The sequence below is a fragment of the Micromonospora sp. KC721 genome (assembly GCF_004348355.1).
Lineage (GTDB): Bacteria > Actinomycetota > Actinomycetes > Mycobacteriales > Micromonosporaceae > Micromonospora.
This window is the reverse complement of record NZ_SMJY01000053.1, coordinates 17,116-29,853: the sequence shown is the minus strand read 5'-3', so window position 1 is coordinate 29,853 and position 12,738 is coordinate 17,116. Positions and strand designations below refer to the sequence as shown.

Annotated in this window: 12 protein-coding genes; 3 read left to right on the top strand and 9 right to left on the bottom strand. The window is 70.3% G+C overall.

Translation table 11 applies throughout. The features are described from left to right. Positions 1 to 46: 46 nt before the first annotated feature. Positions 47 to 997, bottom strand: coding sequence for a hypothetical protein (locus tag E1182_RS12260; protein WP_132264213.1), 951 nt, complete (start codon positions 995 to 997; stop codon positions 47 to 49). A 568-nt stretch (positions 998 to 1,565) separates the two neighbouring features. On the opposite strand from E1182_RS12260, the gene E1182_RS12255 reads away from it, so the two are divergent. After that, positions 1,566 to 2,009 carry a DUF6228 family protein gene (locus tag E1182_RS12255; RefSeq protein ID WP_132264211.1) on the top strand — a complete coding sequence of 148 codons (444 nt, stop codon included), beginning with the start codon at positions 1,566 to 1,568 and terminating at the stop codon, positions 2,007 to 2,009. A gap of 175 nt (positions 2,010 to 2,184) precedes the next feature. Here the strand turns inward: E1182_RS12255 and E1182_RS12250 are convergent, their stop codons facing one another. The 8 genes from E1182_RS12250 to rpmH form a co-directional block, all read right to left on the bottom strand. Continuing rightward, on the bottom strand, positions 2,185 to 3,213 hold the full coding sequence (locus E1182_RS12250; RefSeq protein ID WP_132264209.1) for a ParB/RepB/Spo0J family partition protein: 1,029 nt from the start codon (positions 3,211 to 3,213) through the stop codon (positions 2,185 to 2,187). A gap of 27 nt (positions 3,214 to 3,240) precedes the next feature. Continuing rightward, a complete protein-coding gene (locus E1182_RS12245) occupies positions 3,241 to 4,323 on the bottom strand; it encodes a ParA family protein (RefSeq protein WP_371687541.1) in 1,083 nt (360 codons plus the stop codon). Positions 4,324 to 4,854: 531 nt separating this feature from the next. Beyond that, complete coding sequence (rsmG, locus tag E1182_RS12240; RefSeq protein ID WP_243706190.1) at positions 4,855 to 5,592, bottom strand: 16S rRNA (guanine(527)-N(7))-methyltransferase RsmG; 738 nt, start codon at positions 5,590 to 5,592, stop codon at positions 4,855 to 4,857. A 62-nt stretch (positions 5,593 to 5,654) separates the two neighbouring features. Beyond that, the gene (locus E1182_RS12235) at positions 5,655 to 6,236 is read right to left on the bottom strand and encodes a R3H domain-containing nucleic acid-binding protein (RefSeq protein ID WP_132264205.1); all 582 of its coding nucleotides are present in this window, start codon (positions 6,234 to 6,236) and stop codon (positions 5,655 to 5,657) included. 217 nt (positions 6,237 to 6,453) lie between these two features. Beyond that, complete coding sequence (gene yidC, locus E1182_RS12230) at positions 6,454 to 7,440, bottom strand: membrane protein insertase YidC (protein WP_132264203.1); 987 nt, start codon at positions 7,438 to 7,440, stop codon at positions 6,454 to 6,456. Then, a complete protein-coding gene (gene yidD / locus E1182_RS12225; protein WP_207921372.1) occupies positions 7,441 to 7,680 on the bottom strand; it encodes a membrane protein insertion efficiency factor YidD in 240 nt (79 codons plus the stop codon). Positions 7,681 to 7,724: 44 nt separating this feature from the next. Then, positions 7,725 to 8,138: a ribonuclease P protein component gene (rnpA, locus tag E1182_RS12220; protein WP_132264199.1), complete on the bottom strand. Its 414-nt coding sequence runs from the start codon at positions 8,136 to 8,138 to the stop codon at positions 7,725 to 7,727. 35 nt (positions 8,139 to 8,173) lie between these two features. Beyond that, a complete protein-coding gene (gene rpmH, locus E1182_RS12215; protein ID WP_132264196.1) occupies positions 8,174 to 8,311 on the bottom strand; it encodes a 50S ribosomal protein L34 in 138 nt (45 codons plus the stop codon). Between the two features lie 639 nt (positions 8,312 to 8,950). On the opposite strand from rpmH, the gene dnaA reads away from it, so the two are divergent. Both dnaA and dnaN read left to right on the top strand, forming a co-directional pair. After that, positions 8,951 to 10,765 (top strand): chromosomal replication initiator protein DnaA, encoded by a 1,815-nt coding sequence (dnaA, locus tag E1182_RS12210; protein WP_132264194.1) that lies wholly within the window; start codon positions 8,951 to 8,953, stop codon positions 10,763 to 10,765. Positions 10,766 to 11,588: 823 nt separating this feature from the next. Continuing rightward, complete coding sequence (gene dnaN, locus E1182_RS12205) at positions 11,589 to 12,722, top strand: DNA polymerase III subunit beta (protein WP_132264191.1); 1,134 nt, start codon at positions 11,589 to 11,591, stop codon at positions 12,720 to 12,722. Positions 12,723 to 12,738: the final 16 nt, after the last annotated feature.

Below are 12,738 nucleotides of genomic sequence, written 5' to 3'. Positions count from 1 at the left end.
CACCCGGCCCGTCGCCTCGTCGACGTGGTGGGGCAGTGCACGGTCGTCAGCCGGCCCGGGATCGCCGCTCGTCCGGCTTGCCGGCGGCAGCGGTAGCCGGGCCATTGTCGTCGTCCGGTACGGCTGGCTGCGGTTGGTCATCACCGTCCCGCACGTGCGACTGAGCCGGTTCGTCGCCGCTCTGCGCGTCCCCGAGGGCACCGGGTTCGTCGCTGGTCGTGGTGTCGCCGGTCGGGACGGATTCGTCGGTGGTTGTGGTGACGTGGGGCTCGTCGGCGGAACCCGACGGTTCGGTGCTCTCGTTAGCGGCGGCCTCGTCCTCCGCCACGGGCCTCTCCTCCTCGGACTCGATCACCGATACGGCCTCTTCCACGTCGACCACCTCTCTACCCACCGACTCGGCGAGGCTGGAGGGGGCCTGCCATTGGATGCGCGGCGGCTCGGCGAGCGGACGGCCACCGAACTCGGCGAGCCAGGCGGCCACCATGGCCAGGTTCTCCCGCCACTGCGACTCGGAGATCGGCGGCAGAATCGAGTCCCACAGGGAGAGGAAGGTGCCACGCAGTTGGAGCCGCCCGTACGGCCGGGCCAGGAACCACATGTGCAGGTGCGCTGAACCGTCCCCCCACCGGTTGACGTGCACCCGGGCGACGCCGTCCAGCGACCGGATGGCGCGCTCCAGGCGTACGGTCATTACCCCCAACTCGGCGGCGAGCAGGTTGGGCAGGTCGCCGAGGTCGAGATGGGACCGGGATTCGAGGATCAGCACCATCGGGAGGCCGGTGGGGCGGTCCATGGCGCGGACCCGCCACCGCTCACCCACCCAGATGTATGCCTCGTCAGGGGCGTTGCAGGCAGTGCATTCCCGGTACCCCTCGCCCTTGCGGGGCGGTTCGACCGGCGCCGGATCGTCGAGGGGCTTGATGCGGAGGTCGCCTTCGAAGGGAAACGAAGGCCACTGGGTGAAGTCGGGAAGTGCGGGAGGGGTGTCGGGCACGACGCTGACCCTAGCCGAGTCGGTCACCCCCTGTCCCTACCCCGAACGGCACTGATCACCGGTGCCCGGCCGTCGCCGTGGACGGAATCCGGGCGCTGGAGAGGAGTTGTCCACAGGCTGCTGGGGTCGCCAGCACACCCCGTCATCCACAGCTCAGCGTGCTGCGGGACAGCTTGTTTCACGTGAAACGGAGCCTGCCTGTGGAAAACCGCTGTGGATAACTCACGCCTCATCCACAGCCCGCGCGCCGGCTTCTTTTCTTACAACGAGCGAGCGCCCGGACGGCTGCTTCTCGGCCGGGAATCGCCGGTAGCTCTTCCGAAACGTCCCTACTGATTCGTCAACGGGCTGGCCCCCGACGCCGTGGCCGAGTAACTGCCGCAGCCAGGTGGACGACTGCCCGTCAGCCGGGTGGGCGGGCGACGCGTCGGCCAAGTCCGCCTGAGTCGCGTTTCACGTGGAACCAACCGAGCCGTTGTGGGCCGCGTTTCACGTGAAACCAGGCTTGACGGTCGAGGCGTACCCGGCGGCGCGACAATCCCGGCCAGCGGGCCTACGCTGACCGACGATGAGCGAGTCCTTCGTCCTCCAGTCGGGTAGTGGTTCGCGCTGGGTTCTCTATCCGCCGCAGGATCCGTATGGCGACGGCTACGTGCTCGCCCTGCCCACCGAGCTGCATGGCGATGGCATGACCGCAACAGCCGTGGTCGAGCTCGACGGGATATTCGTCAACCCGCAGACAGTCCGACTGTCCGAGTTCTTCGCGAGGCTGGCCGCCGGCTGGCGCGGTTGGGACGGCGTACGCCACTGGACCTCCGCGCGGGGACAGCTCACCGTCGAAGCGACGCACGACGGGTTCGGGCGCGTGTCGCTCGCGGTCACCCTGCGGGCGGCGGAGATCGCACCGTCGTTCGCGCCGTGGTCCGCCACTCTGCTGTTCGGTGTCGAGGCGGACCGAGAGTTGGGACGTCTCGCCCTGCGGCTCTCCCAGTTCCTCGAAACCGAGCCCTGAGCCGCCTCCCTGCCGCCCCCTTCCTGGCACCGCCGTCCGCTACACCGCAGCCACTGCGTCCGCACTCGCCGAGTCAGCCGCACGAAGGCACCGGAACGACCCGGACGACACCTGCCGTCGAACCGAAATCGGCCGTGCCTCCCGGATGGAAGCACGGCCGATCGAGCCGGAGAAGTCAGTCCTCTCCGGTCTCTGCCTCCTGACCGACGCCGATGATGCCGACGATGCGTTCCAGGTCGTCGACTGTGGCAAACTCGATGGTGATCTTTCCCTTGCTCCGGCCGATGTCCACCTTCACCCGGGTGTCGAACCGGTCGGAGAGGCGGTCGGCCAGATCGGTAAGTGCGGGCGCCACCGGCTTGGGCCGCCGCTTTGCCGCCGGTGCCTTCGTCGTGCCGTCGGAGAGGGCGAGCGCCACGATCTCCTCGGTCGCACGTACGGAGAGTCCTTCGGCGACGATACGGAGGGCGAGCTGTTCCTGTGCCTCCGGCTCGTCGAGGCTCAGCAGTGCCCGGGCGTGGCCGGCGGAGAGCACCCCGGCGGCGACCCGTCGCTGCACCTGGGGCGGAAGGTTCAGCAGGCGGATGGTGTTCGAGATCTGGGGCCGGCTACGGCCGATCCGCCGGGCCAGGTCCTCGTGGGTGGCACCGAACTCCTCCAGCAGTTGCTGGTAGGCGGCCGCCTCCTCCAGCGGGTTGAGGTTGGCCCGGTGGATGTTCTCCAGGAGCGCGTCCCGGAGCATCGCGTCGTCCTTGGTGTCCCGGACGATCGCCGGGATGCTCTCCCGGCCCACCGCCTGGGCCGCCCGCCATCGGCGCTCGCCCATGACAAGCTCGTACTTGTCGGCGTCGAGGGCCCGCACGACGATCGGCTGGAGAAAACCGACCTCCTGGATGGAGGTCTTCAGCTCCTCCAGGGCATCCTCATCGAAGACCTGCCGTGGCTGCTTCGGGTTGGGCATGATCGCGTCGACCGGGATCTCGGCGAATCGGGCCCCCGGCACCGGGCTCAACTGCGACTCGGGCTGCGGGGTGACCGCCGGCGTCGCCGGAGCAGCGAGCGTCTCTGCGGATGCCGCTGGCGCAGTGCGGGTCGGATCCGGCTCGGGAGCGGTGGCGACCGCGCCCGGCGCAGCCGGTGCCGGCCCGGTCGGGATCAGTGCCCCGAGTCCTCGCCCCAGACCGCCACGGGGTCGGTTCTTCATGCGACGCCTCCCAGCGACTTGTCCGCACTACGCATTCCGGCTCACCGGCTCCTTGACGCCACGCTCGGCGATCTCTTGGGCAGCCTCGAAGTAGCTCGTGGCACCCCGCGACCCCGGATCGTAGGTCATCACCGACTGTCCGTAGCTCGGTGCCTCTGAGACGCGGACGTTGCGCGGGATGACCGCCTGGAGCACCTTGTCGCCGAAGTGGTTGCGGACGTCCTGCTCCACGGCGTCGGCCAGCCGGGTACGGCGGTCGTACATGGTGAGCAGGATCGTGGAGACCTCCAGCATCGGGTTGAGGTGCTGGCGGACCAGGTTGATGTTGTTGATGAGCTGGTTCAGCCCTTCCAGGGCGTAGTACTCGCACTGGATGGGGATCAGCACCTCCTGTGCCGCCACCAACGCGTTGACCGTGAGCAGGCCGAGCGACGGCGGGCAGTCGATGAAGACGTAGTCGAAGTGCCCCGGGTAGGCGGCAATGGCCCGAGCCAGCCGGGACTCCCGGGCGACGACCGAGACCAGCTCGATCTCGGCACCGGCGAGGTCGATGGTGGCCGGCACGCAGTAGAGGTTGGGGATGCCCTCGACCTCCTGGGCCACCTCCTCCAGCGGCACGCTGTTGATCAGGCAGTCGTAGACGTCCGGCACCCCCGTGTGGTGCGGGACGTTCAAGCCGGTCGACGCGTTTCCCTGCGGGTCGAGGTCGACCACGAGAACCCGGTTTCCGTGCAGGGCGAGCGCCACCGCCAGGTTGACCGTGGTCGTGGTCTTCCCCACGCCGCCCTTCTGGTTCGCGACGCACATCACCCGCGTCCGTTCGGGACGAGGCATGGTCACCTCGCCACTGGGGTTAAGGATCTGCACGGCGCGCATCGCCTCCATAGCCAACGGTGGGTCATCCTCTTCGCGCGTCGGGGTTTCACGTGAAACGTACGCGGCGGCGGGCGCGGGGTCCGCGACCACCCCGGTGGCCGGGCCCGGCGTGTCGACGACGGCGGGCGGGTTATCCGATCCGGCACCCGGATGCGACTGCTGCGGGACGAGCGGTGGGACGCTTGCGCCGACCTGGGTCTCGAACCGGGTGGGCACACCGGCGTTGCGGCGCACCGGGGCGGCGCGTCCGGTTACGACGTTCGCCGGCCGACCGTCGCCCTCCGCCGTGGCGGGCGGCGGCACGTACGACCGGGGGGCGGGCCGGGCCGCGCCGACCGCTGGTGGGACACGGCGTACCGCCTGGTCTCGCTCAGGCGGGCCGACGGACCCGGATTGGCCGTCGGCGGGCCAGGGAACCTGCTCGGTTTCACGTGAAACATGGTCCGCGCCGGGAGGAAGTCCCTCGGGGCGGTTCACCCGTGGATCGTCGTACCTGCCGTCGTCATGCACCTGTCATCCCTGCCCGCTCCGGATGGTCGGTCCGCACCCCGTCTACCGGGCCGCACGCCGCGCTCGCGCCGCGGAGCGTACGGCCCAGCGGGAGCGGTCGGGATCCGGTGCGCCCGGTGCCCGCCCGCTCCACACTATCGACGCGCGGCCAGCCTACGGGGGACAGGCGCGGCGGGTCCATCTCGGATCTCCGGCCGGCGGGGGACCGCCACGCCCTGACCGGGTGCCGGAAGCACTCCGACGCCAGATCGATAATCAGCCAGACCGCTTACGGCCGCCCCGCGACCGCTTCGGGGCCTTCTTCGCCGCCGGCGGACGGACGACCCGCTCACGGACGACCTCAACGACGGTGGTCGGCGGATCGATCACCCCGACCCCACAGTGGTGCAACTCCGGCTCGCCGCCGCCGAGCCGGGCCACCGCAGCAGCGTGCTCGGCGATCTCGTCGGCGGCGGACGACCCCTTCAGAGCAAGCAGCCGCCCACCCGGCGTGGCCAGCGGCAGGCACCACCCGGCGAGCCGATCCAGCGGTGCGACCGCCCGAGCCGTGACGACGTCGGCGCTCAACGGGCCGAGCCCGGTTCCGCTCGCGGCCGCCTCGTCGGCCCGGCCCCGGAACACCCGCACCGTCCGCGCCAACCCCAGCCGCTGGACCGTCTCCACCAGGAACGAGGTACGCCGGGCGAGCGGCTCGACCAGGGTTACCTCAAGGTCAGGGCGGGCGATGGCCAGCACCACACCGGGCAGCCCCGCCCCCGACCCGACGTCGATGACGCTGGCGCCCTCGGGGATGCGCTCGGCCACCGCAGCGCAGTTGAGCAGGTGCCGGTCCCAGATCCGGGGTGCCTCCCGAGGCCCGATCAAGCCACGGATCACCCCATCGGTGGCGAGCAGCTCCGCGTAAGCGGCGGCCAGGTCGAGCCGGTCGCGGAAGAGCGTGGCCGCGGCGGGAGCCAGCTCCGCCGGGAGGACGGCGTCGGCCGGCGAGGACAGGGCACCGGCGGCCGGCGGCCCGGACGGCGTGGCACCCGTCGTGGCGTCGTGAGTCACCCGGGTCAGTCCGCCGGCCGGACGATAATGCGGCGGTTGGGTTCGACACCCTCGGACTCGCTCGCCACGCCGCTGATCGCGTTGACCACGTCGTGCACGCACTTGCGCTCGAAGGCGGACATCGGCTCCAGGCGGACCGGCTCGCCGTGCTCCTTGACCTTCTCCACGGCGTTGCGGGCCACCGCAGCGAGTTCCTTGCGCCGGGTGGCCCGGTAGCCGCCGATGTCGAGCAGCAGGCGGCTGGGGCTACCGGTCTGCCGGAACACCGCGAGCCGGGCCAGCTCCTGAAGGGCCTCCAGGGTGGCGCCCCGCTGACCGACCAGGTTCTGCAGCCGGCCGCCGACCACCTCGACGACCGGACGTCCGGCAGAGACCAGCTCGTCGATGTCACCGTCGTAGTCGAGGATGTCGAGCAGGCCCTCGATGTAGTCGGCGGCAATCTCGCTCTGCGCGAACAGGTCGCTCTCGCTGACGGCCTTCTTCGGCGTGCCCGTCTCCGTCTCGGTGGGCTCCTCGTCGCCGGGGACGGTGGCCCGGGTCTCCTCATCCACGGACTGTTCGGCGCTGGGGATGCTGGTGTCGGTCACGGTCTCATCTCCGTACTCGCTCGGACGGACCGTCGGGTCCGCTGGTTTCCGGTGGGCACCGGCAGGAGATGGCCGGTGCCCACCGGCACGTCTGTACGGGCGGTTTCGCCCGTGACCGCGCGGCGCGCGGCGGTTCCGGCCCGGCGCCGGCCGTACGGCGGCTGCACGGTTGCCGGAGGGCCGCCGTACCGGTGGTTCCGGTGGCGGCCCAGGAGGGTCAGCCCTGCCGCTTGGCCGGCCGGCCACCCTTCTTCGGGTTCGTCGGCTTCGCGCCCGGCTTCGGCCCAGCGATCTTCGGCGTGGCCGGCGCGGCGGGAGTCGAGGCGGGCTTGTTCCGGTTGAGGAAGCCACCGGTCTTGGCTGGCTGTACCGGGTTGCGGGCGGTGGTGGTGCCCGGCTTGGTGTTGGTCACCAGGGGCGGGAACTTCCGCAGCACCCACTGCTGCTGGCCGAGGGTGAAGAGGTTGTTGGTGACCCAGTAGATGATCACACCGATCGGGAAGATCGCGCCGGAGACCAGCAGCGACAGGGGGATGCCGTAGAGCATCAGTCGCTGGATCATCCGCTGCTGCGGGTCCTCCGCCCAACCGGTCTTCAGGATCATCTGGCGGCTGGTGAGATAGGTGGTGCCCATCATGACCAGGACCAGGATTCCGGCGATGACCTTGACGGTGGTGCCGTTGGCGCCGAGTCGGGCCAGTTCGTCTGCGGTGGAGCCGAACTTTCCGGCAATCGGAGCGGTGAACAACTTCGCCTGCGAGGCGCTCTCGAACTGGTCCACAAGCCAGCCATACCGCGTCTTGCCCTGGTTGGCGGGGTCCAGCCGCTTCAGCACATGGAACAGGCCGAGGAAGACCGGGATCTGGAGGAACATCGGAAGGCAGCCCATCAACGGGTTGGCCTTTTCCTTCCGGTAGAGCTCCATCATCTCCTTCTGGAGCGTCTCCCGGTCACCCTTGTGCTTCTCCTGCAGCTCCTTGACCCTGGGCTGGAGCGCCTGCATGGCCCGCTGCGACTTGATCTGCTTGACGAAGACCGGGAACAGGATCACCCGGACGGTGACCACCAGGAAGACGATGGCCAGGATCCAGGACCAGTTCGTGCCGATCACCGCACTGGCCGACACCCCGATGGCGTCCCAGGCCGAATGCCAGGTCAGCAGGATCCACGAGATCGCGTAGTAGATCCAGTCGAGACTAAACACTCAGGCTCCAGTCACGTCGGCACGGCGGCGGTCGCCCGGCTCCGGCACCGGGTCATATCCGCCGGGGTGAAAAGGATGGCAGCGCAACAACCGCCGGACCGTCAGCCCGGTTCCCCGGAACGCACCGTGCCGGGCCACCGCCTCAAGGGCGTACGCACTGCACGACGGGTGGAACCGACAGCGGGCCGGCAGCGCCGGGCTTACCCAACGACGGTACGCGACGATGGGCCCGCTCAGCACCCGGGCACCCAGGCTGGCCGGCCGCGGCCCGGCGGATCCGCCGCTCACCGCGACCGCCGCTCGCGGGGCCTCCGCGCAGCGTCGACCGCCGCGTCCAGGTCGGCCCCCAGCCGGGCGTACGACACCTCGGCCGCGGCGGGCAGCGCGCGTACCACCAGGGTGCTGCCCGCCGGCAGGGCGGCCAGCCGTTCGCGGACCAGATGCCGCAGCCGGCGGCGGACCTTGTTGCGGACCACAGCGGGGCCCACCGCCTTGGACACGACAAAGCCGGCGCGGGTCGGCGCGGAGGTCAACTCCGCACCGGCACCCCGCGCCGGCTTCATCGAGATCGTCGCGGCGGGTTCAGGGGTCGGCAGAGTCAGGTGTACGACGACGGCACCGCGTCCGGCGCGTCGACCACCCCGGACCGCTGCGGCGAAGTCGGTACTGCGCCGCAGTCGCTGTGCGGCCGCCAGCACGACTGCCCACGTCCCCCGGAACGGGCCCGGTCGGCTCAGGCCGACAGGCGGGCGCGGCCCTTGGTGCGGCGGGTCGAGATGATGGCGCGGCCGGCACGGGTGCGCATGCGCAGCCGGAAGCCGTGGGTCTTCGCGCGCCGGCGGTTGTTCGGCTGGTAGGTGCGCTTGCTCACGTCAGGCTCTCCGTTTTCGTACGTCCACGGCGCGGGATCGCCGGGGTCGTGTGGTGGTCCAAGGTCACCTCGGCGGGTGGCCTCCGATCGGTGCTGCCCGGCGACGCTGGACCTCGGCGGCGCGAAAATCCGCTCGCGGACAGCAAGCACCCATCACCCTAGCAGAGGGCGACAGAGCAGCCGCTCCAGCCTACGCAGGTCAGCAATGACCGTCAAAACCCTCGCAGCAGCGACACGAGCTACGCGGCAGGCGACCGAACCGGTGTTTTTCACTCATGCCGACAACCGGCATGTGACGACGGCGGTTGATGGTGCCCCGTCGTCGCTGTTACCGTGCGCGATTGCGGTCAGCGTCGGGGGCTTGCGTCGCCACCGATGGGCAAGACCGGATAGGGCAGTGAATCGTTCGGCACGGTGAACCCGCTTCAACGCCCATCGACACCAGGGGGCCACGGTCCGACCCGCGTCCGGCGGGCGGCACAATCGTCGGTACACACAGGCTGTGGATAACTTGTGGATGCCGGCCGGTGAGCCGCCCGGCGGGTGAGAAACCACCCGCCTCGAATGCGGTGGCGGGCCCGGAACGGCCGACTGGACCACAGCGGCGGCCGGGAGCAGAGGCGAGGGGGTGGCACGACGGTGGCCGGTACGACCGACCTCGCCGCGGTGTGGACCGCGGCGACCGACGAACTCGCCGACGAGATCATCTCCGCACAGCAGCGCGCCTACCTGCGGCTGACCCGGCTGCGGGCGATCGTCGAGGACACCGCCCTGCTCTCCGTCCCGGACGCCTTCACCCGGGACGTGATCGAGTCCCGGCTGCGACCGGCGATCACCGAGGCGCTGACCCGCCGGCTGGGCCGCCCCATCCAGGTCGCGGTCACCGTCCGCGTCGCCGAGGACGCCTCCGGCCGTCCCGCCGGCACCGTCTACCGCAGCGTCCCCGACGCCGAACCGGAGACGCCCGGGGACGGCCACGTCGGGCCGGCACCCTTCCCCGACCTGCCGGCCGGTTTTCCGCAGCCACCCCAACCCGGGTCCGGCTTCTCCGAGGCGTACCACGACGGGTCGGCGCCGCAGGAGCAGCCGACCGACCCGGGCGAGCCTCGCCCGCACCGGATCCCGGCCAGTCGCGACGGCGGGCAGGAGTCGCTGTTCGGGGCGGGCTTCACCGACTCGATGCGGGTGAACCAGCCCACACCCGAGCAGCGGGGCTTCGACGAGCGCCCCGCGCCGAACCCGCACGGTGTCGACGGGCGGGGGTTCGAGCCGGCGTACCGCAGCGAGGCCCGGCCGCCGCGCGACCCGCACGGTCCCCGCGGCCTTCCCCGCGACGGAGGTACCGACAGCGGGCCCGGCCGGTCCGCGGTGGACCACCGTCCCGGCGGCCCGGCCGACCGACGCCCCGGGGGCGCGGAGAGCGGCGGCAACCGCCTCAACCCCAAGTACATGTTCGAGACGTTCGTCATCGGCTCGTCCAACCGGTTCGCCCACGCGGCGAGCGTCGCGGTGGCCGAGTCGCCGGCGAAGGCGTACAACCCGCTGTTCATCTATGGCAGTTCCGGGCTCGGCAAGACCCACCTGCTGCACGCCATCGGGCACTACGCCACCACGCTCGGCAACGCCCGCTCGGTCCGGTACGTCTCGACCGAGGAGTTCACCAACGACTTCATCAACTCGCTGCGCGACGACAAGACCAGCGCGTTTCAGCGCCGCTACCGCGACGTCGACATCCTGCTGATCGACGACATCCAGTTCCTGGAGAACCGCGAGCGGACGCAGGAGGAGTTCTTCCACACCTTCAACACCCTGCACAACGCCAACAAGCAGATCGTGATCACCTCCGACCGGTCGCCGAAGCAGCTGGCGACGTTGGAGGACCGGCTGCGGACCCGGTTCGAGTGGGGCCTGCTCGCCGACATCCAGCCGCCGGACCTGGAGACCCGGATCGCCATCCTGCAGAAGAAGGCCGCCCAGGAGCGGCTGTACGCCCCACCGGACGTGCTGGAGTTCATCGCCTCCCGGGTGTCGAACTCGATCCGGGAACTGGAGGGGGCACTGATCCGGGTCACCGCCTTCGCCAGCCTCACCCGGTCGAACGTCGAGCTGTCGCTGGCCGAGGAGGTGCTGCGGGACTTCATCCCGGACGGCGCCGGCCCGGAGATCACCGCGGACCAGATCATGGTCTCCACCGCCGACTACTTCGGGGTGAGCCTGGAGGACCTGCGCGGCCACTCCCGCTCCCGGGTGCTGGTCAACGCCCGTCAGGTCGCCATGTACCTCTGTCGCGAGCTGACCGACCTGTCGCTGCCCCGCATCGGGCAGGCGTTCGGCGGCCGGGACCACACCACCGTGATGCACGCCGACCGCAAGATCCGCCAACAGATGGCCGAGCGCCGCTCGCTGTACAACCAGATCGCCGAGCTGACCAACCGGATCAAGCAGAACACCTGAGCGACAGGTCACGGCGCGGCGTCAGACGCGCGCCGACCTGAAGTCGTCGTCGCGTACGCCACGTCGCCCGCACCCTCCAACGCCCGGCCGGCACCGTCGGTCGGGCGTTTTCGTGCCTGTGGACAGGTGTGCGTTGACCCTCGACCCGCTGGAGAGCCCAGAATCGGCGTCATGCTTGTCCACAGGTCGGCACGGTTGTCCACACCCCCTGTTCCACAGGCGGTGGAAAACCACGCTGGGTTCGGAGTCGGTTACCCACAGATTGTGGATAAACCCTGGGGACAGAGCTGTGGACACCTGGGGACGGCCGGAATGTTGTCCACCGTCGACGGTCGGCCTGTGGGCGTCCTGTGGAAGATTCTGGGGACGACGGCGGGGATCGCCGTCGTCGCTGTCCACAACGCTGGGGAGAAACCCGGTGGATAACCGGTGGATAACCGGTGGACGACGGTGGACAACGGTGGGGACGGCGGGGCCTGTGGACCGCACAGGCGGTTTACCCCCCGGTTCTCCACAGCTAACCCACCGGTGGATAACCTATCTGAGCTGGGCAGACGCGGGTTCTCCACAGTTTGCACAGGTGCGATGAAGACGATGAGGTTTTTCTTCTGAACAACAAAAACCAATCATCACCGTTGGACTTCCTGTGGATCGGGTCGGAACGCTGCCGTCGGCAGCCGCCCCGGCACCCGAATCCCCAGGGTCGGGCGCACAGCCGATGTCCGCGCGCCCTAAGGTGCGATGGGTACCCGCACGGTCGGGCGGGACGGTGGGCAGCGGTCGGCATGAGAGAGTTGTCGCTGACGTCGACGCGGAGGCATTGATGAAGTTCCGAGTGGAGCGCGACGCGCTCGCCGAAGCGGTGGCGTGGACCGCGAAGAGCCTGCCCAACCGGCCGTCCGTACCGGTGCTCGCCGGGGTGATGCTCCGGGTCACCGACGGCAACCTGCAGGTCTCCGGCTTCGACTACGAGGTCTCCAGCCAGGTCACCGTCGAGGTGCAGGGAGACGCCGACGGTGCCGCCCTGGTCTCCGGTCGGCTGCTCGCCGAGATCACCAAGGCGCTGCCGGCCAAACCGGTCGACATCGCCGCCGTCGGGGCCCACCTGGAGCTGGTCTGCGGCAGCGCCCGGTTCACCCTGCCCACCATGCCGGTGGAGGACTACCCCACCCTGCCGGAGATGCCGGAGAGCACCGGCACCGTCGACGCCGCCGCCTTCGCCGCCGCGGTCGCCCAGGTCGCCGTCGCCGCCGGCCGGGACGAGACGCTGCCGATGATGACCGGCGTCCGCCTCGAACTCACCGGCGGCACCCTTGCCATGCTCGCCACCGACCGGTATCGCCTCGCCCTGCGCGAGATGGACTGGCACCCGGACGATCCGGACATCAGCCTCAACGCCCTGGTCCCGGCGCGCACGCTGCACGACACCGCCAAGGCACTCGGCCCGATCGGCGGGCAGGTCACCCTGGCGCTCTCCCAGGGCTCCGCCGGCGAGGGCATGATCGGGTTCGCCGGGGGCACCCGGCGCACCACCAGTCGGCTGCTCGACGGCGCCAACTACCCGCCGGTGCGCTCCCTCTTTCCGGCCAGCCACAACGCCGAGGCCCGGGTGCCGGTCAGCACGCTGACCGAGGTGGTCAAGCGCGTCGCGCTGGTCGCCGAGCGGACCACACCGGTGCTGCTGAGCTTCAGCTCCGACGGCCTGGTGGTCGAGGCCGGCGGCACCGAGGAGGCGCGGGCCAGCGAGGCGATGGAGGCCACTTTCACCGGCGAGCCGCTGACCATCGGCTTCAACCCGCAGTACCTCATCGACGGTCTGGCCAACCTGGGGGCCCAGTTCGCACTGCTGAGGTTCGTCGACGCCTTCAAGCCCGCGGTGATTTCCCCCGCAGGCGAGGATGGCGAGGTCATTCCGGGGTACCGGTACCTCATCATGCCGATCCGCGTGTCCCGCTGACCGGCACCCCGCAGGA

Bases quoted from the DNA above. Each gene is read 5' to 3' on its own strand.
- E1182_RS12255 (WP_132264211.1), top strand. From the start codon at position 1,566: ATGAGCGAGTCCTTCGTCCTCCAGTCGGGTAGTGGTTCGCGCTGGGTT.
- E1182_RS12250 (WP_132264209.1), bottom strand. From the start codon at position 3,213: ATGAAGAACCGACCCCGTGGCGGTCTGGGGCGAGGACTCGGGGCACTG.
- dnaN (WP_132264191.1), top strand. From the start codon at position 11,589: ATGAAGTTCCGAGTGGAGCGCGACGCGCTCGCCGAAGCGGTGGCGTGG.